Annotated in this window: 32 protein-coding genes; 1 reads left to right on the top strand and 31 read right to left on the bottom strand. The window is 38.7% G+C overall.

Going from position 1 to position 18,687, the window contains the following annotated elements; all coding sequences use genetic code 11:
* Nucleotides 1-41: 41 nt before the first annotated feature.
* The 30 genes from ACLCDV_RS02565 to rplC form a co-directional block, all read right to left on the bottom strand.
* A complete protein-coding gene (locus ACLCDV_RS02565) occupies nt 42-1,187 on the bottom strand; it encodes an aspartate aminotransferase family protein (RefSeq protein WP_317668564.1) in 1,146 nt (381 codons plus the stop codon).
* Nucleotides 1,188-1,344: 157 nt separating this feature from the next.
* The gene (gene rplQ / locus ACLCDV_RS02560; RefSeq protein WP_333576942.1) at nt 1,345-1,851 is read right to left on the bottom strand and encodes a 50S ribosomal protein L17; all 507 of its coding nucleotides are present in this window, start codon (nt 1,849-1,851) and stop codon (nt 1,345-1,347) included.
* Between the two features lie 108 nt (nt 1,852-1,959).
* Nucleotides 1,960-2,952, bottom strand: coding sequence for a DNA-directed RNA polymerase subunit alpha (locus ACLCDV_RS02555; RefSeq protein ID WP_046674887.1), 993 nt, complete (start codon nt 2,950-2,952; stop codon nt 1,960-1,962).
* Between the two features lie 95 nt (nt 2,953-3,047).
* Nucleotides 3,048-3,656, bottom strand: coding sequence for a 30S ribosomal protein S4 (gene rpsD, locus ACLCDV_RS02550; RefSeq protein WP_046674886.1), 609 nt, complete (start codon nt 3,654-3,656; stop codon nt 3,048-3,050).
* A gap of 60 nt (nt 3,657-3,716) precedes the next feature.
* Complete coding sequence (gene rpsK, locus ACLCDV_RS02545; RefSeq protein WP_046674885.1) at nt 3,717-4,106, bottom strand: 30S ribosomal protein S11; 390 nt, start codon at nt 4,104-4,106, stop codon at nt 3,717-3,719.
* A 10-nt stretch (nt 4,107-4,116) separates the two neighbouring features.
* Nucleotides 4,117-4,494: a 30S ribosomal protein S13 gene (gene rpsM, locus ACLCDV_RS02540; RefSeq protein ID WP_046674884.1), complete on the bottom strand. Its 378-nt coding sequence runs from the start codon at nt 4,492-4,494 to the stop codon at nt 4,117-4,119.
* 30 nt (nt 4,495-4,524) lie between these two features.
* On the bottom strand, nt 4,525-4,641 hold the full coding sequence (gene ykgO, locus ACLCDV_RS02535; RefSeq protein ID WP_013665024.1) for a type B 50S ribosomal protein L36: 117 nt from the start codon (nt 4,639-4,641) through the stop codon (nt 4,525-4,527).
* A 45-nt stretch (nt 4,642-4,686) separates the two neighbouring features.
* Nucleotides 4,687-4,905, bottom strand: coding sequence for a translation initiation factor IF-1 (gene infA / locus ACLCDV_RS02530; RefSeq protein ID WP_002997456.1), 219 nt, complete (start codon nt 4,903-4,905; stop codon nt 4,687-4,689).
* Between the two features lie 74 nt (nt 4,906-4,979).
* The gene (map, locus tag ACLCDV_RS02525; RefSeq protein WP_411972848.1) at nt 4,980-5,762 is read right to left on the bottom strand and encodes a type I methionyl aminopeptidase; all 783 of its coding nucleotides are present in this window, start codon (nt 5,760-5,762) and stop codon (nt 4,980-4,982) included.
* Between the two features lie 9 nt (nt 5,763-5,771).
* Entirely contained in the window at nt 5,772-7,109 is a 1,338-nt protein-coding gene (gene secY / locus ACLCDV_RS02520; protein WP_070570398.1) for a preprotein translocase subunit SecY, read from the bottom strand.
* Nucleotides 7,110-7,112: 3 nt separating this feature from the next.
* Nucleotides 7,113-7,559, bottom strand: coding sequence for a 50S ribosomal protein L15 (rplO, locus tag ACLCDV_RS02515; RefSeq protein WP_070570400.1), 447 nt, complete (start codon nt 7,557-7,559; stop codon nt 7,113-7,115).
* Nucleotides 7,560-7,677: 118 nt separating this feature from the next.
* Nucleotides 7,678-7,857 carry a 50S ribosomal protein L30 gene (gene rpmD / locus ACLCDV_RS02510; RefSeq protein ID WP_046674880.1) on the bottom strand — a complete coding sequence of 60 codons (180 nt, stop codon included), beginning with the start codon at nt 7,855-7,857 and terminating at the stop codon, nt 7,678-7,680.
* A 5-nt stretch (nt 7,858-7,862) separates the two neighbouring features.
* Nucleotides 7,863-8,381, bottom strand: a complete 519-nt coding sequence (gene rpsE, locus ACLCDV_RS02505; protein ID WP_070570402.1) for a 30S ribosomal protein S5 — start codon at nt 8,379-8,381, stop codon at nt 7,863-7,865.
* Between the two features lie 12 nt (nt 8,382-8,393).
* Nucleotides 8,394-8,756, bottom strand: a complete 363-nt coding sequence (rplR, locus tag ACLCDV_RS02500) for a 50S ribosomal protein L18 (protein WP_172462327.1) — start codon at nt 8,754-8,756, stop codon at nt 8,394-8,396.
* Nucleotides 8,753-9,307 (bottom strand): 50S ribosomal protein L6, encoded by a 555-nt coding sequence (gene rplF, locus ACLCDV_RS02495; protein WP_070570404.1) that lies wholly within the window; start codon nt 9,305-9,307, stop codon nt 8,753-8,755. Before rplF ends, rplR begins: the two co-directional genes overlap by 4 nt.
* 21 nt (nt 9,308-9,328) lie before the next feature.
* Nucleotides 9,329-9,730, bottom strand: a complete 402-nt coding sequence (rpsH, locus tag ACLCDV_RS02490) for a 30S ribosomal protein S8 (protein ID WP_223584601.1) — start codon at nt 9,728-9,730, stop codon at nt 9,329-9,331.
* A 136-nt stretch (nt 9,731-9,866) separates the two neighbouring features.
* Entirely contained in the window at nt 9,867-10,136 is a 270-nt protein-coding gene (gene rpsN / locus ACLCDV_RS02485; RefSeq protein ID WP_028071569.1) for a 30S ribosomal protein S14, read from the bottom strand.
* Complete coding sequence (gene rplE / locus ACLCDV_RS02480) at nt 10,129-10,698, bottom strand: 50S ribosomal protein L5 (RefSeq protein ID WP_046674875.1); 570 nt, start codon at nt 10,696-10,698, stop codon at nt 10,129-10,131. Before rplE ends, rpsN begins: the two co-directional genes overlap by 8 nt.
* Nucleotides 10,698-11,042, bottom strand: coding sequence for a 50S ribosomal protein L24 (gene rplX, locus ACLCDV_RS02475; protein ID WP_070570406.1), 345 nt, complete (start codon nt 11,040-11,042; stop codon nt 10,698-10,700). Before rplX ends, rplE begins: the two co-directional genes overlap by 1 nt.
* 2 nt (nt 11,043-11,044) lie before the next feature.
* Complete coding sequence (gene rplN, locus ACLCDV_RS02470; RefSeq protein ID WP_046674873.1) at nt 11,045-11,413, bottom strand: 50S ribosomal protein L14; 369 nt, start codon at nt 11,411-11,413, stop codon at nt 11,045-11,047.
* Nucleotide 11,414: 1 nt separating this feature from the next.
* Entirely contained in the window at nt 11,415-11,669 is a 255-nt protein-coding gene (rpsQ, locus tag ACLCDV_RS02465; RefSeq protein ID WP_046674872.1) for a 30S ribosomal protein S17, read from the bottom strand.
* Nucleotides 11,670-11,683: 14 nt separating this feature from the next.
* Complete coding sequence (gene rpmC / locus ACLCDV_RS02460) at nt 11,684-11,902, bottom strand: 50S ribosomal protein L29 (protein WP_046674871.1); 219 nt, start codon at nt 11,900-11,902, stop codon at nt 11,684-11,686.
* 92 nt (nt 11,903-11,994) lie between these two features.
* Nucleotides 11,995-12,417: a 50S ribosomal protein L16 gene (gene rplP / locus ACLCDV_RS02455; RefSeq protein ID WP_046674870.1), complete on the bottom strand. Its 423-nt coding sequence runs from the start codon at nt 12,415-12,417 to the stop codon at nt 11,995-11,997.
* A gap of 59 nt (nt 12,418-12,476) precedes the next feature.
* On the bottom strand, nt 12,477-13,271 hold the full coding sequence (gene rpsC / locus ACLCDV_RS02450; RefSeq protein ID WP_046674869.1) for a 30S ribosomal protein S3: 795 nt from the start codon (nt 13,269-13,271) through the stop codon (nt 12,477-12,479).
* A gap of 11 nt (nt 13,272-13,282) precedes the next feature.
* Nucleotides 13,283-13,717: a 50S ribosomal protein L22 gene (gene rplV / locus ACLCDV_RS02445; RefSeq protein WP_070570408.1), complete on the bottom strand. Its 435-nt coding sequence runs from the start codon at nt 13,715-13,717 to the stop codon at nt 13,283-13,285.
* A 6-nt stretch (nt 13,718-13,723) separates the two neighbouring features.
* On the bottom strand, nt 13,724-13,990 hold the full coding sequence (gene rpsS / locus ACLCDV_RS02440; RefSeq protein ID WP_002997495.1) for a 30S ribosomal protein S19: 267 nt from the start codon (nt 13,988-13,990) through the stop codon (nt 13,724-13,726).
* A complete protein-coding gene (gene rplB, locus ACLCDV_RS02435) occupies nt 13,990-14,817 on the bottom strand; it encodes a 50S ribosomal protein L2 (RefSeq protein ID WP_070570410.1) in 828 nt (275 codons plus the stop codon). Before rplB ends, rpsS begins: the two co-directional genes overlap by 1 nt.
* 6 nt (nt 14,818-14,823) lie before the next feature.
* Nucleotides 14,824-15,114, bottom strand: a complete 291-nt coding sequence (gene rplW, locus ACLCDV_RS02430; protein WP_046674866.1) for a 50S ribosomal protein L23 — start codon at nt 15,112-15,114, stop codon at nt 14,824-14,826.
* A 1-nt stretch (nt 15,115) separates the two neighbouring features.
* The gene (rplD, locus tag ACLCDV_RS02425; protein WP_070570413.1) at nt 15,116-15,745 is read right to left on the bottom strand and encodes a 50S ribosomal protein L4; all 630 of its coding nucleotides are present in this window, start codon (nt 15,743-15,745) and stop codon (nt 15,116-15,118) included.
* Between the two features lie 5 nt (nt 15,746-15,750).
* Complete coding sequence (gene rplC / locus ACLCDV_RS02420) at nt 15,751-16,368, bottom strand: 50S ribosomal protein L3 (RefSeq protein ID WP_046674864.1); 618 nt, start codon at nt 16,366-16,368, stop codon at nt 15,751-15,753.
* A gap of 337 nt (nt 16,369-16,705) precedes the next feature.
* Between rplC and ACLCDV_RS02415 the strand changes: the two genes are divergently transcribed.
* On the top strand, nt 16,706-17,176 hold the full coding sequence (locus ACLCDV_RS02415; RefSeq protein ID WP_411972847.1) for a DinB family protein: 471 nt from the start codon (nt 16,706-16,708) through the stop codon (nt 17,174-17,176).
* Nucleotides 17,177-17,328: 152 nt separating this feature from the next.
* Here ACLCDV_RS02415 and ACLCDV_RS02410 read toward each other — a convergent pair whose 3' ends face one another.
* Nucleotides 17,329-18,282, bottom strand: coding sequence for a helix-turn-helix transcriptional regulator (locus ACLCDV_RS02410; protein WP_411972846.1), 954 nt, complete (start codon nt 18,280-18,282; stop codon nt 17,329-17,331).
* Nucleotides 18,283-18,687: the final 405 nt, after the last annotated feature.

The raw sequence follows: 18,687 nt of genomic DNA, 5'->3' as shown, positions 1-18,687 counted from the left end.
ATGTGCGGCTATTGGACGATTTGATCGACAGCTTTAAGGTTCTATGCAACCGTTACTGCTTTGATATGTGCTTTCAATGCTGATAAAAACTGATCAGCATGATCTTTCGTAATATTCAAAGCAGGCAACAAGCGGATCACGAAAGGTTTAGCCTCCCCTGTAAAGATACGGTTCTTTAGCAATAGATCTTTCTTTACATGAGCCAAAGATTCAGGTAGTTCTATACCGATCATTAATCCTCTTCCCCTCACTTCAACAATATCTTCGATTTGTTTAAGCTCATCAATAAGATATTGTCCGACTTGCGCCGCATTCTCCATCAACTTATCTTGTTGGATAACTTCCAATACAGCCAGTGCGGCAGCACATGCGAGATGATTGCCACCAAATGTCGTTCCCAGACTCCCGTAAGTCGCCTTAAATTTGGGCGATATACTGATTGCACCAATTGGAAAACCATTGCCCATCCCTTTTGCCATCGTGTAAATATCAGCTTCAACGCCCGAATAATCCTGCGCATAGAATAAGCCTGTTCTTCCATACCCACATTGTACTTCATCTGCAATAAACACGGCATTATATTGATCACAAAGAGAGCGAATCAACTGAAGAAACGATACTGACGCTTCCCTGATTCCACCTACGCCCTGAATACTTTCTACGATAACAGATGAAATTTCATTACCATATGATGCGAAAGCCTCCGTTAAAGCCGCTTCATCATTGAAAGGAAGAAATACAATATTATCGGTCTCGTTGACAGGAGCCACGATACTCGGGTTATCTGTTGCCGCTACGGCCAATGAGGTTCTTCCATGAAAAGCTTTTGAAAACGCTACGACCTTTTTCCGCTTATTGTAAAAAGAAGCCAGCTTCAATGCGTTTTCGTTTGCTTCCGCACCCGAATTGCAAAGAAATAAATCATAATCAACCTTTCCCGAAACTTCCCCTAACAATCGGGCAAGTTCACGCTGAATTGGAATCTCGACAGAGTTGGAATAGAACCCAATACGGTTCAATTGTTCTGTGATGCGTTGTACATAATGTGGGTGCGTGTGTCCGATCGATATCACAGCATGGCCACCATACAAGTCCAAGTAAGCATTTCCTTCGGCATCCCACACCGTTGATCCATTAGCCTTTACTATGTTAATGGGATTAATGGGATAAACATCAAATGGTTTCATCTTAATGAATTATAGATTGATAAACGAAATAGCTAGTAATAGAAAAAGCTATCAGATTTTAGCAATACAAATATATTAGTTATAACGGTAGGAATGGTCATAAAATAAAAAAAGTCCCCTTAAAAAGAGGACTTTTTTATGCTAGATCAGAAGAAGACTATTCTCCGTCTACTTTTTCTTCACCTTCTACTTCAGCTTTAACTTCTGCCGGAGCTTCAGTTTCAGCAGTAGTAGCAGCTTTTTTAGCACCACCACGACGACGAGTAGCTTTTTTCTCAGCAGCAGCAGCTTTTTTACCGTAGATTTCGTTGTAATCAACTAGTTCGATGAAAGCCATCTCTGCGTTATCACCTAAACGGTTTTCCATTTTGATGATACGAGTGTAACCACCTGGACGGTTAGCTACTTTTTCAGAAATTTCGCGGAATAAGATAGAAACAGCGTCTTTATCTTTCAAATAAGCGAATACTGTACGACGAGAGTGTGTTGTGTCGTTTTTAGATTTAGTAATCAAAGGCTCAACATACGTACGTAATGCTTTAGCTTTAGCCAAAGTAGTTGTAATACGTTTGTGTAGGATTAATGATGTTGCCATGTTAGCCAACATTGCTTTTCTATGGCTATCCGTACGGCCTAAGTGATTTACTTTTTTTCCGTGTCTCATTTTGATTTTATTATACTAATCGTACCGTTTTTGTATATGTCATTTATGCGAACATCACATATCCAGACAGCCAAAAGGAATTACGACTAGTGGTCGCTTAATAAATTATTATTCTTCGTCTAATTTGTATTTTGCCAAGTTCATTCCGAATGATAAACCTTTCGATTTAACCAACTCTTGGATTTCACTTAACGATTTTTTACCGAAGTTTCTGAATTTCAACATATCAGCTACGTCATAAGTTACTAACTCAGCCAATGTGCGAATATCCGCAGCTTTCAAACAGTTCAATGCACGAACTGAAAGATCAAGATCTACTAATTCTGTTTTCAAGATCTTACGCATATGTAAGATTTCTTCGTCAACAACTTTAGTTTCTTCTTTCGTTTGAGACTCAAGAAGCATATTCTCATCAGAGAATAAAATAAAGTGTTGAATTAAGATCTTAGCAGCTTCTTTCAAAGCTTCTTCGGGATGAATTGAGCCATCAGTAGAGATATCCAACAACAATTTCTCGTAGTCAGTTTTTTGCTCTACACGGTAATTCTCAATGGTATATTTAACATTCTTGATCGGAGTAAAGATCGAATCGATTGCGATAACACCTACTGGAGCATCAACAACTTTATTCTCATCAGCATTTACGTATCCACGACCTTTGGCAATACTCAATTCCAATTCAATTGTCACTGAATTATCCATGTTACAGATTACCATGTCTGGGTTTAAGACCGTAAAGTTATTAGAGAATTTTGTGATATCACCAGCTAAGAACTGCTCTTGACCATTGATTACTACAAATACCTTTTCGTTGTCACCAATCTCACCTGTTTTTTTGAAACGAATTTGTTTCAAGTTCAAGATAATTTCAGTTACGTCTTCAACAACACCTTTGATCGTTGAAAATTCGTGCGAAACGCCAGAAAACCTTATCGACGTAATTGCATATCCTTCTAAAGAGGACAATAGAATACGGCGCAAAGCATTACCAATGGTTACACCAAAACCAGGCTCCAATGGACGAAATTCAAACGTACCATCAAAATCCGTAGATTTTTGCATGATAACTTTATCCGGTCTTTGAAATGCTAAAATTGCCATTTATTTTCTTTTAATGTTTTATTTGTAATAATAATTGTAATACAATAGAAGATGCATACCCCAAAATTGGACTATGCATTCTTCTATTTTATTTATTATTTAGAGTATAACTCAACGATTAAGTTCTCTTTGATGTTTTCAGGAATGTCAGCTCTTTCTGGATAGCTTAAGAAAGTACCTGTCAATTCTTTCGCATTCCACTCTAACCAAGAAAATTTGTTTACAGTACGACCTGCAACTGAATTTGTGATGGCTTCAAGTGTTTGAGAACGTTCACGAACTGCTACAACGTCACCTGGACGCAAGCTATATGATGGAATGTTAACAACTTCGCCGTTAACAGTAACGTGTTTATGGGATACCAACTGACGAGCAGCGGCACGAGAAGTAGCGATACCTAAACGGTAAACTACGTTATCCAAGCGAGCTTCTAACAATTTCAAGAAGATCTCACCTGTAATACCTTGTTTAGAGGCAGCTTTAACAAATAGGTTTGAGAACTGACGCTCCAATACACCGTAAGTGTATTTTGCTTTTTGTTTTTCTAACAACTGAATAGCATATTCAGATTGTTTACCTCTGCGTTTAGAAGCTCCGTGTTGTCCAGGAGGGTAATTTTTCTTTTCTAACGCTTTATCTGGGCCGAAGATCGGCTCTCTAAATTTACGGGCAATTTTGGACTTAGGTCCTGTATATCTAGCCATTTTCTTTTACAATTAAAGTATCTATCAGCCTATAGCCGATGAATCTTATCTTTAAATTAATTAAACTCTTCTGCGTTTTGGAGGACGACAACCGTTGTGAGGAAGTGGAGTGATATCTTTAATAGTAGTCACATCGATTCCTACTGTTTGCAATGTTCTGATTGCTGATTCACGACCAGCACCAGGTCCTTTAACAAACACTTCAACTTTACGTAAACCCAAGTCGTGAGCAACTTTTCCACAGTCTTGTGCAGCTTGACCAGCAGCGTATGGAGTGTTCTTTTTAGAACCACGGAAACCCATTTTACCAGCACTAGACCAAGAAATAGTTTGACCTTGATTATTTGTCAAAGTTACAATGATATTGTTAAACGTTGCGTTAATGTGAGCCTGACCTACAGGTTCGATAACAACGATACGCTTTTTTGCAGCTTTTTTAGTTTTAGCCATTTCTTATTTATTATTTAGTAGCTTTTTTCTTGTTTGCAACTGTCTTACGTTTACCTTTACGAGTACGTGAGTTGTTTTTAGTACGTTGACCACGAACTGGTAAGTGTTTACGGTGACGCAATCCGCGGTAACAACCGATATCCATTAAACGTTTGATGTTTAATTGAATTTCAGAACGCAATGCACCTTCAACTTTCAATTCGTCGTTAATGATGGTACGAATTGCTGCCAATTGTTCATCATTCCACTCTTGTACCTTCACATCTTCGCTGATACCAGCTTTTTCCAAGATATATTCAGCTCTTGTACGACCGATACCAAAAATATAGGTAAGGCCGATCACACCTCTTTTGTTTTTAGGTAAATCAATACCTGCTATCCTTGCCATATAATATTAAGCTATTATTTTTTAAATGAATTAACCCTGACGTTGTTTAAACTTTGGGTTCTTTTTGTTGATTACAAAAACTTTACCTTTACGACGGATGATCTTACAGTCCGCGCTACGTTTTTTTATTGATGCTCTTACTTTCATGATATTTATTTTTTCAAAAGCTTGCGCTAATACAAGGACTTACAGCTATTTATAGCGATAAGTAATCCTTCCTTTAGTCAAATCATACGGAGACATTTCCAATTTAACTTTATCACCAGGTAAAATTTTGATATAGTGCATACGCATTTTACCAGAAATATGGGCAATGATTTCATGTCCATTTTCCAACTCTACCCTAAACATAGCATTAGAAAGTGCCTCTCTAATTATACCGTCTTGTTCTATTGAGGCTTGTTTAGCCATATATTCTCGATTAAATTTAATTTAAAAGCCTGCGAACAGGAGTGCAAAGATAAATAAAAATAATTGAAAACCAATTACTTTTTACCCAAAACTTTCTCTACATGTTCGAATGTCAGCAACACATGTGGTTCACCTTTACGGATTGCAACCATCTGTTCGAAGTGCGCCGATAATTTTCCATCCACTGTACTTACTGTCCAACCATCATCCCAAAAACGAACACCTGCGCGCCCCGCATTGATCATCGGCTCGATACAAATAACCAAACCTTCTTCCAATTTAGGACCTGCACCACGTTTTCCGTAGTTGGGAACTTCAGGTTTTTCATGTAAGTGGTACCCTACTCCGTGTCCAACTAGCTCGCGAACAATTCCGAATCCGAATTTGTTTACGTACTCCTGAACAGCCGAAGAAATATCTCCAACACGTTTACCAGCCACAGCCTGTTCAACACCTTTGTACAATGATTCTTTTGTTACATCCAATAACAACTGAGCTTCCTCAGATATCTCGCCTACACCAAAGGTATACGCTGAATCACTGATAAACCCATTCAAATTGACACCACCATCGACCGAAACAAGATCTCCATCTTTAATTTCATAATCGCTTGGAAAACCGTGTACAATTTGATCGTTAACAGATATACACAAAGAATATGGAAATCCGTGATAATTTAGGAACGCAGGCGTTCCACCGTTATCATGGATATACTCATAAGCTAATTTATCAAGAGATATAGTCTTTACCCCAGGCTTAATCACTTTTGCGATTTCACCAAGCAATTGCGAAAGCACATCTGCTGACTTCCGCAATTGCTCTATATCTTCTGCTGACTTATAAAATACTTTAGACATCTAAAGAAATTAAATTGCCGAATGATCCATTCCCTCAACAGACGCGGCCGAACGACCTTTAATACGACCTGTTTTCATTAATCCATCGTAATGACGCATCAACAAATGAGATTCGATCTGTTGCAAAGTATCCAACACCACACCTACTAAAATCAATAATGACGTACCACCGTAGAAGTGCGCAAATTGATTATTAATACCAAACAAACTTGCAATAGCAGGTAGAATAGCGATAATCGCTAAGAAAATTGCACCTGGAAATGTAATATTTGATATTACGCGGTCTATAAAATTACTAGTTTCCAATCCGGGTTTAATACCTGGAACAAAACCTCCATTTTTCTTCATGTCATCCGACATCTGTTGCGGATTCACCATAATTGCTGTATAGAAAAACGTAAATGCGATAATTAACACCGCAAATGTTACGTTGTATGCAACAGAAGTATAGTTACTCAACGAAGTCAAAAATTCCGACTGAATATTTGGGAAGAATTGTCCTAAACTCATCGGCACAAACATAATTGCCTGTGCAAAAATGATAGGCATTACACCTGCAGCATTTACCTTTAAGGGTATATACTGACGTACTCCACCGACTTGCTTGTTTCCAACGATTTTCTTCGCGTATTGTACAGGAATCTTACGAACACCCTGTACGATCAAGATCGTAAAGATCACAACAAAGAATAACGCCACAAATTCAAGCAACAATGGAATTGGACCACCACCACCTTTCGCCATTCTAGAAACCCATTCCGCAGTGATACCACTTGGCAATTGAGCGATAATACCTGTCATGATGATCAAAGAAATACCATTACCGATACCTTTATCCGTAATTTTTTCCCCTAACCACATCACAAATAAAGTACCGCCTGTCAAAACTATGGCAGTTAGAATAGTGAATAATGGGTCTGCGATTGTCTTAGCACTTGGCTCGATTTGAGTACGTACATAAGCAAAAGCCTGAAGCAAAGTAATCCCTAAAGTTAAATAGCGAGTAATCTGATTCATTTTTTGACGACCACTTTCCCCTTCTTTCTGCATCTTTTGGAAGTAAGGAACCGCGATGCCCAGCAATTGAACAACAATGGATGCCGAGATATATGGCATTACCCCTAAAGCAAAGATAGCCGAACGAGAGAAAGATCCCCCCGCAAACATATCCAATAAGCCCAATAAACCCTCTTTTTGACCAGAAGCCAAAGCATGAGGATTTACACCTGGTAATACCACGTGACATCCAATACGGTAAATCAAAAGAAAAAGTAAGGTATTTAAAATACGCGTACGTAAATCATCGATTTTCCAAATATTGGTTAAGGTTGTGATTAGTTTCTTCATTTATTAAATTTTAACGATAGAACCGCCTGCAGCTTCAATCGCTTTTTGAGCAGAAGCAGTAAACGCGTGCGCTGTTACTTCAACTTTAGCTTTCAACTCACCGCGACCCAAGATTTTAACTTTGTCATTTTTAGACACTAAACCATGAGCTTTCAATGCGTCGAAATCTACAGCTGTTAAATTGTGTTTCTCGATCAACGCTTGTAAAGTATCTAAGTTTACACCATTATACTCAACACGGTTGATGTTTTTGAAACCAAATTTAGGCACACGACGTTGCAAAGGCATTTGACCACCTTCGAAACCGATTTTCGTAGAGTGACCTGAACGAGAACCAGCACCTTTGTGACCACGTGTTGAAGTACCACCACGACCAGAACCAGTACCACGGCCAATACGTTTGCTACTTTTTACTGCACCTTTTGCAGGTTTTAAATTACTTAAGTTCATTTTAAACTAAATTGTGCTAGCCCTTCGCTCTCACTAAACAGGTACTAGCGATTAAAAAATAATGATTATTAATAACAAGTAATGGAAGAAGCCCAAAGACCTCTTCCATATGCTAATATTAAATAGTTTCGATAGCTACTAAATGGTTTACTTTACGTACCATTCCAATAATTGATGGAGTAGCTTCAACTTCTACTGAGTGGTTGATTCTTTTCAAACCCAATGCCTCAATAGTTTTCTTTTGGCGCTCGCTTCTGTCGATAACGCTCTTTATCTGGGTGATTTTAATTTTTGCCATGATAATTAACCGTTAAATACTTTATTTAAATCGACACCGCGGTGTTGGGCTACTGTATATGCATCGCGCATGCTTGCTAAAGCTGTTACAGTTGCTTTTACCACGTTGTGTGGGTTGGAAGAACCTAATGATTTAGCCAATACGTCTTTGATACCAGCAGACTCCAATACTGCGCGCATTGCACCACCGGCTAAAACTCCTGTACCTGCGATAGCTGGTTTAACCAAAACTGAACCACCAGAATATTTACCATATTGCTCATGTGGAACAGTACCTTTGATAATAGGAACTTTCACCAAATTTTTCTTCGCGTCGTCAATACCTTTCGTGATTGCTTCTGTTACCTCTTTAGCTTTACCTAAACCGTAACCAACAATACCGTTTTCATCACCTACTACAACAATTGCAGAGAAGCTGAAAGTACGACCACCTTTAGTAACTTTAGCTACACGTTGGATACTTACTAAGCGATCTTTTAATTCAATTTCGCTTGATTTTACTCTTTTTATATTGCTTAATGCCATTTCTTTCTATGATTAAAAGTCTAAACCGCCTTCGCGAGCACCTTCAGCCAAAGATTTGATACGGCCATGGTATAAGTACCCATTACGGTCAAAAACTACTTTATTAATACCTGCTGCTAATGCTTTTTCAGCCACTAATTTACCTACAGCTTTAGATTGATCAACCTTGTTACCAGATGCAACAAACTCTTTTGACAAGCTAGATGCAGCAACTAATGTTTTACCTGCATTGTCGTCAATGATTTGCGCATAGATACCTTTGTTACTTCTAAAAACCGATAAACGTGGACGTTCAGACGTTCCAGCAAGGTTTTTTCTGATTCCTTTTTTGATTCTCTCTCTACGAGATGCTTTTTGTCCTGCCATGATTATTATTTTTTAGCTGATTTACCTGCTTTTCTTCTCAATACTTCACCTGCAAACTTAACACCTTTTCCTTTGTAAGGTTCTGGTTTACGGAAGCCACGGATTTTTGCCGCTACCTGTCCGATCAATTGTTTGTCAGCACACTCCAAAGTGATTGTAGGGTTTTTACCTTTATCAGCAGTAGTTGATACTTTAACCTCTTTTGGCAATACAAAAACAATCTGGTGAGAGAAACCTAAAGTTAACTCTAATACATTACCAGTACTTGAAGCACGGTAACCTACACCGACTAACTCTTGCGTAGTTTTGTAACCTTCAGTCACACCGTGAACCATGTTAGCCAACAGGGAACGGTATAGACCGTGTAATGCTTTGTGTTTCTTTTGATCAGTTGGACGTGTTACAACGATATTGCCCTCTTCTTGAGCAATCGTGATGTCACGATCAACTTGTTGTGTTAATTCGCCTTTAGGACCTTTTACTGAAACTAAGTTTTTGTCCGAAATAGTAACAGTTACCCCAGCAGGGATAGCGATAGGCGCTTTTCCAATTCTTGACATTTCTTTGTGCTTTTACCTAGATTAATAAACGTAACATAAAACTTCACCACCAACATTTTGAAGTCTAGCTTCCTTATCTGTCATTACACCTTTAGATGTTGACAAGATAGCAATACCTAAACCGTTCAAAACACGAGGCATAGTATCAACGCTTGCATACTTTCTTAAACCAGGTTTACTCACACGTGTCAACGTACGAATAGCCGGAATTTTGCTAATTGGATTATATTTCAATGCGATTTTGATCGTACCCTGTACGCCATTCTCATCGAATTTGTAATTAGCAATGTAACCTTTGTCAAAAAGAACTTTCGTGATCTCTTTTTTAAGGTTCGATGCAGGAATTTCAACAACCCTGTGGTTGGCCTTGATGGCATTCCTTACTCGTGTAAGGTAATCCGCAATTGGATCTGTAGTCATTATATATGAAAATTTGTGACAGCGGTTTCCCTCCCAACCATTGGTATGGGACCTTCTATCTGTTAAACAATTTTAAAATGCAAAAACCCCGGCAATCCTAAATTGAATTGCCCGGGCAAAATTAAGTATTTTTTTTTAATTACCAAGAAGCTTTTTTCACCCCTGGGATTTTGCCATCTAAAGCCATCTCACGGAATGTTACACGAGAGATACCGAATTGACGCATATATCCTTTAGGACGGCCAGTCAATTTACAACGGTTGTGTAAACGTACTGGAGAAGCATTTTTAGGCAATTTATCTAATGCAACGTAATCGCCAGCAGCTTTTAATTCTGCACGTTTTGCTGCATATTTAGCTACCAATTTAGCGCGTTTTACTTCGCGTGCTTTTAATCCTTCTTTAGCCATTGTTATTAGTATTTTGATTTTTAAATGGTAAACCGAATTGTTTCAACAATTCTAAAGCTTCAACATCATTTTGAGCAGAAGTCACGAAAGTGATATCCATACCTTGGATCTTGTTGATTTTATCAATGTTGATCTCAGGGAAAATGATTTGCTCAGTGATACCTAAGTTATAGTTACCACGTCCGTCAAAGCCTTTATCGTTGATACCGCGGAAGTCACGAATACGTGGAAGCGATACAGCTACTAAACGATCCAAGAATTCAAACATATTATTGTCACGCAAAGTAACACGTGCCCCTACAGGCATACCTTTACGTAATTTAAAGTTTGAAATATCTTTTTTCGATTTTGTAGCAACAGCTTGTTGACCTGTGATTAAAGTCAACTCAGCAATAGCGTTATCGATTAATTTTTTATCAGCTGTTGCAGCTCCTACACCTTGTGAAACAACAATTTTCTCAAGTTTAGGAACCTGCATAATACTTTTATACTGAAATTTTTCTTGAAGTGCTTTACGGATTTCCTCCGCATATTTCACTTTTAATCTTGGTACGTAAGTCATTATTTAATTTCCTCCCCTGATTTTTTAGCGTAACGAACTAATTTACCATCTGCGTTTAACTTACGACCTACACGTGTAGTTGCACCTGTTTTAGGATCGATAACAGCTAAATTAGAGATGTGAATACCAGCTTCTTTCTCAATGATACCACCATTAGGATTAGCTGCACTTGGTTTAGTGTGTTTTTTTACGATGTTAGCGCCCTCAACGATAGCTCTATTTTTATCCACTAAAACAGTTAATACTTTTCCTTGAACACCTTTAGAGTTACCAGCGATAACTTTCACTAAATCACCTTTTTTAATTTTGATTTTGTGCGTAGTTGTTTTTGTTTTCTGTGCCATAATTATAAAACCTCCGGTGCTAATGATACAATTTTCATGAACTGTTTCTCACGCAACTCTCTAGCAACAGGGCCAAAGATACGTGTACCACGTGGTTCATCATTATTATTTAATAATACAGCGGCGTTGTCATCGAAACGGATATATGAACCATCTTTACGACGGATTTCCTTTTTCGTTCTAACGACTACTGCTTTAGAAACGGAACCTTTTTTCACGTTTCCTGAAGGCATAGCGCTTTTCACCGATACAACAATCTTATCTCCGATTGATGCATAACGCTTGCGCGTACCGCCCAATACACGGATTACTAAAACTTGTTTAGCACCGCTATTGTCAGCTACATTAAGTCTTGATTCTTGTTGTACCATGTTATTTAGCTCTTTCTATAATTTCTACTAATCTCCAGTTTTTTGTTTTACTCAGCGGACGAGTTTCCATGATTAATACCGTATCGCCGATACCGCAGGTATTAGTTTCGTCATGAGCTTTAAATTTAGTAGTTTTTTTAACGAACTTACCATAGATCGGGTGTTTCACTTTACGTTCCACTGATACCACGATAGATTTGTCCATCTTGTTGCTAACTACTAAGCCGATTCTTGTTTTTCTTAAATTTCTTTCCATTTCGACTTTAAATTTTACGCCTCAGAGGCTGTTTCATTTTTAGCTGCAGCTTTGCGTGCACTGATCTCTGTACTGATACGAGCGATAGTTTTGCGTGCTGCTTTGATCACGTTAGGGTTCTCAATAGCTGAAACAGCATGTGCAAATTTCAATTTTGTAAGGGCTGTTTTCTCTTCTACAAGACGAGCTTTTAAGTCCTCATTAGATAATTCTAAAATTTCTGAATTTTTCATGTTTTTTCAGTTGTTATTTGGGTTATCATCGTTTTATATATAGCGTTAGGGGTAACGGCCCTAACGCTTAAATGATGACATTACCAAGATTTTTATGCTTCAACGTAGTCTCTACGAATCACAAACTTAGTTTGAACCGGAAGTTTTTGAGCTGCAAGGCGTAAAGCTTCTTTGGCAATTTCCAAAGGCACACCTTCTGCTTCAAATAACATACGGCCTGGGCGTACTACTGCTACCCAGTATTCTGGAGCACCCTTACCTTTACCCATACGTACCTCTGCAGGTTTTTTCGTAACAGGTTTGTCAGGGAAAATACGAATCCAAACTTGACCTTCACGTTTCATATAACGTGTAACCGCAATACGAGCTGCCTCGATTTGACGACTAGTGATCCATGCTTGCTCCATTGTTTTGATACCGAAAGAACCGAAAGCTAACTCCGCTCCACGAGAAGCGTTACCTTTCATGCGGCCTTTCTGCATCTTTCTGAACTTCGTTCTTTTTGGCTGTAACATGTTCGTATACTTTTTAAATCTGCTTTTTCAGCAGGTTTTTGTTGTAATCTAAATAACTATTAATCTTTTTTCGGACCACGGTTGCTTCCACCACGGTTGTTTCCACCACGGTTATTTCCACCGCGACCACCTTTGTTGTTACGGTTGTCACGACGTTCGCCACCACCTTCGTGGTTGCCACGTGATTTTACACCAGATGCTTGACCAATGTTTGGAGATAAGTCACGTTTACCGTAAACCTCACCTTTACAGATCCAAACTTTGATACCAATTTTACCGTATGTAGTCAATGCTTCAGCTAAAGCGTAGTCGATATCAGCACGCAATGTGTGTAAAGGAGTTCTTCCTTCTTTGTATTGTTCAGTACGCGCCATTTCAGCACCACCTAAACGACCAGAACACATGATTTTGATACCTTCTGCACCCATACGCATTGTAGAAGCGATTGAAGTTTTCATTGCACGACGGAATGAAATACGTGCCTCTAATTGTTTAGCGACACCTTCAGCTACTAACTTCGCATCTAACTCAGGGCGTTTGATCTCGAAAATGTTGATTTGAACATCCTTTTTAGTCAGTTTTTTCAACTCTTCTTTGATCTTGTCAACTTCTTGACCACCTTTACCGATAACGATACCTGGACGAGCAGTGTGAATTGTAACAGTGATACGTTTTAAAGTTCTTTCGATAACAACTTTAGCTACACCACCTTTTGCAATACGAACAGAAAGATATTTTCTGATTTTTTCGTCTTCAACTAATTTATCGGAATAGTTTTTACCTCCGAACCAGTTAGAATCCCAACCTTTGATGATTCCTAATCTGCTACCTATTGGATTTGCTTTTTGTCCCATTTCTCAATAAATTAGTTTTGTTCAACGTTTAATTTGCTATCAACTACCAACGTAACGTGATTTGAACGTTTACGAACTCTGTATCCGCGACCTTGAGGAGCCGGACGCAATCTTTTCAACTGACGACCACCACCTACTGATACTTCTTTTACAATTAGTTCGCTTTCTTCCACTGATTTACCTTCGTTTTTGGCTTCCCAGTTTTTGATTGCAGATAATAATAATTTTTCTACACGAGCAGCAGCTTCTTTACTTGAGTGTTTCAAAATGTATAATGCATTTTCCACACGTTGACCGCGAATTAAGTCTACCACTAAACGCATCTTACGAGGCGAAGTAGGGCAGTTCAATAATTTGGCATCCGAAGCTCCTCCTTTTTGAGCTTTCTCTTGCTCTTTGCGTTGTCTAATTAAGACAGACTTTTTAAGTTTTTTTGTTGCTTCCATTACCTATTATTTTTTCTTTTCTGCGTGGCCTCTGAATGTACGCGTAGGCGCGAATTCACCAAGCTTGTGACCTACCATATTTTCTGTTACATAAACAGGGATAAATTTGTTCCCGTTGTGCACTGCGAAGGTATGGCCAACAAAATCAGGTGAAATCATTGATCTACGAGACCATGTTTTGATAACTGACTTTTTGTTAGTTTCATTCATAGAAAGAACTTTTCTTTCTAAGTTGTGATCGATATAAGGACCTTTTTTAATTGAACGAGCCATTATTTTTTCCTTCTCTCAATGATGTAACGATTCGATGTTTTCTTCTTGTAACGTGTTTTGAAGCCTTTAGCTAATACACCTGTACGTGAGCGTGGGTGACCTCCTGAAGTACGGCCTTCACCACCACCCATAGGGTGATCTACTGGGTTCATCGCAACACCACGAACTCTTGGACGACGACCTAACCAACGTTTGCGACCTGCTTTACCTAACACTTGGTTAGATCTTTCATGGTTCGATACCGAACCAATTGTAGCAACACAAGTCAATAAGATCATACGTGTTTCGCCTGAAGGTAATTTGATGATGGCATATTTACCATCACGAGCAGACAATTGAGCATAAGTACCAGCCGAACGAGCAATTGAACCACCTTGACCAGGATTTAATTCAATGTTGTGGATGATAGAACCCAATGGAATGTTTGCTAATGGTAATGTATTACCAACTTCTGGGGCAACTTTATCACCTGCGATTACAGTTTGACCAACTACTAAACCAGCTGGAGCAAGGATGTAACGTTTTTCACCATCAGCGTAATGCAACAAGGCAATACGAGCAGTACGATTTGGATCGTACTCGATAGTAGCTACTTTTGCAGGGATATCTTTTTTATCGCGTTTGAAATCAATTAATCGGTATACTTTTTTATGTCCCCCACCGAGATAACGCATAGTCATTTTACCGGAGTTATTACGACCGCCTGATTTCTTGTTGATTTTTACTACTAACGATTTTTCAGGAACGTTTGTAGTAACATCAGAGTAGTCAGCGCCTACTCTAAAACGAGTACCAGGGGTTACCGGTTTGAATCTTTTAACTGCCATTTTTTATTATATAGTACTGTAAAAGTCAATAGTTTCGCCGTCTTTAATAGTAATGACAGCCTTTTTATACTTAGGAGCTCTACCAGATACGAAACCTGCTTTTGTGTAACGGCTTTTTGCTTTACCAGCTACTACTGCAGTGTTTACAGCAAGAACTGTAACACCAAACATAGCCTCAACAGCTGCTTTAATCTGGATTTTGTTTGCTCTGTGATCTACTTTGAAAGCGTAACGGTTTAATTTTTCCGTTAACAAAGAAGCTTTCTCAGTCAAGATAGGTTTTTTAATAATTTCCATATTACTTAGCTAATGCTTCCTCCAAAGTTTTAACAGAATCTGTAGTCAACAATAATTTTGTTGCATTTAATACATCATATGTATTTAAGTCAGATGCAACAATAACTTTTGCTTTTTTCAAGTTTCTGCTTGATTTATAAACAATTTCATCGTAAGCTGGCAATACCAACAATGTTTTCTCATCAGCTACGTTCAACGCATTTATTAAAGCAACATAATTTTTAGTTTTGATAGCATCGAATTTTACTTCATCCAATACCACAATGTTATTATCTTTTGCTTTGTAAGATAACGCTGATTTACGTGCCACTTGTTTCAATTTTTTGTTCAATTTGAACGAGTAGTCACGAGGTTGAGGACCGAATACACGACCACCACCATTAAACAATGGAGATTTGATAGAACCCGCACGAGCACCACCAGTACCTTTTTGTTTGTGTAATTTACGAGTAGAACCCGCGATTTCGTTACGTTGTTTAGATTTGTGAGTTCCTTGGCGTTGGTTCGCTAAGTATTGTTTCACATCCAAATAGATCGCATGATCGTTAGGCTCTAACCCAAATACCGACTCAGGAAGTTGCACCTTGGCACCTGTTTCTTTACCTGATAAATTTAAAACTTTAACTTCCATCTCTACTATTTGTCTACGATTACATAAGAACCTTTAGCTCCTGGAATGGAACCACTAACAACGATAAGGTTTTGCTCAGCGTAAACTTTCAACACCTGTAAGTTTTGAACTTTAACTCTGTCACCACCTGTACGACCAGCCATGCGCATACCTTTGAATACGCGTGAAGGCCATGATGAAGCACCTAATGAACCTGGAGCGCGTAATCTGTTGTGCTGACCGTGAGTCGCACCACCTACACCACCAAATCCATGACGTTTCATTACACCTTGGAAACCTTTACCTTTTGAAGTACCAACTACATCTACGTACTCACCTTCTTCAAAAAGAGTAACGTCAACTACGTCACCAAGTTGTTTTGCATCTGGGAAAGTTTTAAACTCTACCAACTTACGCTTAGGCGTTGTGTTTGCTTTCGCAAAGTGCCCTTTCAAAGGAGCTGTCGTGTTTTTCTCCTTAGCTTCGTCGAAACCAAGTTGAATTGCCGAGTAGCCATCCTTTTCTTCCGTACGTATCTGCGTAACCACGCACGGCCCGGCCTGAATCACTGTACAAGGAATATTTTTCCCATCAGCGTTAAACAGGCTCGTCATTCCTACTTTTTTTCCAATAATACCTGACATGTTGTAAATTAATTAATTAAAAGTCCTTCGAAGCAGTAGGGCTTCGCTCAAGACATACTATCCCCATTAAGGGACTGCAAAGTTACAAACATTTTTATAACTGTCAAATAATTAGTGAATTATTTTTTTTATTTTCTACTTCTTTTTATCCCACCCTCCTATTTTGCGATTTATCCGCACAACATTCCCAACATCAAATAAATGCTGCTCCAAAAAAATAAAATTAGTATTCCGAATTTATACTGCCATACAGCTGTCACAAGCTGCAGTAATTTTGAACTGTCATACAACGCAGAAGGCGATGTATTGCTTACTAAAAACTTTAAATACGAGCATCATGAAAACAGAAATCATTTCCAAGAACGAGCTACTTCAGCATTGGTTAGGTCACAGAAATCTAACGAGACAGACTATTGAAAAATTTCCAGAACAGGAATTGTTCAATTATAAAGTAGAAGGCATGCGCACTTTTGCAGATATCATTAAAGAACTATTAGGTATTGCTGTACCAGGTCTCCGGGAGATTGTGAATAATAAAAGTGGTGAACTGAACGAAAATTTCAGTTATTCGACCAAAGCACAATTGCTTCAGGCCTGGGATGAAGCTACAACTCAGATCAGTGAACTGTTCAATCAAATCTCTGAAGAGCGCTTTGCCGAAGAGTTCAACCTATTCGGCCAATACAAATCGCCCATTATCCACAGCATATTTTACTTTATCGACAATGAGATCCACCACCGCGGTCAGGGATTTGTTTATCTAAGATTACTTGGAATAGAACCTCCATTTTTTTGGGAAAGAGGTTAAATAGATCATGTCTGCAATGAAAATTCCTTCTTAACAGTGCGCTGAAGCTTATTTTTAGTACAGCCTACAAATGACTTGTTCGGTACCTGTCCTTTCAGCCGAACAAGTTTTTTTGCGTACAATAGCTGAAAGCTTGATTTGGTCGTTTTTGACTAAATCTGCTCCAATGCAGTTGAGAGCAGCCGCTTTACCACCTCTTTTAACGATTCGGGTTCAATAATTGTTCCTTTATCGGCAAACATCAGATACCAGCGCGCAAAGCCGTTCTCCATATTAATGCATTCGAAATGCATCTCTACATAATCATCGGTGACCGTTTCTTTTTGGAAACCAAAATAGTGACGATCCCATTCCATATAGCGGGCCATATCCTTGTCCACTTGCACGACAACTTTTGTCGTGGGAACGTCATGACGTTTATTCAGAAAAGATGAAAGTTCAGGATGCTCCTTTGCAAAGTCATCGGCAAGTATTCTAATATTGTTTATTCTATCCAAACGGAATTGCCTATAATCTTTCCGTAATCTACAAAAAGCAAGGACATACCAAAATTTGCTCTCCACAAAAATACCCACAGCTTCGATTTCACGCCTTTCTGGAGTTTTATCGGAAGGTTTGGAATAATAGATTTCCACACATTTCTTTGCAGCGATACTTTCAATCAATATATTCGTGCCATGGGTTAGCTTCTCATTGAATTGATGACGCCCACCGCGCACCAGAAAGTTATCCCCTACTAAGGCCACCTGTTCCTTTTCATTACCCCGTAATATGGCTTTCATCTTCAGTAATGCCGTGGTAAAATGATGCGCAAGATTCCGATCTGTATACTTTTCCACCAGTTTCTCCGCTGCCACAAAACTCAATGCCTCCTCTCGGGTAAATTGTAGGGGCGGCATCTTATATCCCTCCACCAAAGAATAACCGCTTCCCGCTTCACCATAAATCGGAATTCCAGCTTGCAGCAGGGATCTGATATCACGATAAATCGTACGCTGACTAACTTCATAACGTTCTGCCAAAGCGGCGGCAGTGACCACAGGTTTTGCCTGTAGATGCATGTAAATAGCAAGTATACGGTCGAATCTCTTTTGAATATCGGTCATTGGGATAAAGGTACGAAAAGACCAAATGATTTAGGAATGAATTTTAGTCACAAAAAAGGTATCATTTTAAATAATGAACACGACAGATACATTGCATAAACGTATTTAATTCTGCTCGCCTATCTTTATCGGACATGTGTATCAAATATAAAACCTACTTGTAACTTGCTTCTTCAGGAGTAAATAATTAACAAGTTAACATCAGATTCCGAATTAAAAAAGGAGTAACACTATTTTTATGAGGGGTTAGCAGGGGGTTAACAGGGGTAACACCCCTGTTAACCCCCTGCTAACCCCCTGTTATCCCCCTATAAAACCCCTGCTAATATAAAATCTGATGTAAACTTGTTATACCAATGTGCAATAAATGAGAAAGGCTGTATTTGACAGAGAACAGCATCAGAT

Origin of the sequence: Sphingobacterium sp. Lzh-3, assembly GCF_046764375.1 — a bacterium.
Classification (GTDB): Bacteria; Bacteroidota; Bacteroidia; order Sphingobacteriales; family Sphingobacteriaceae; genus Sphingobacterium.
Note: the sequence above shows the minus strand (reverse complement) of the source record. Positions and strands in the feature narration are given on the sequence as shown.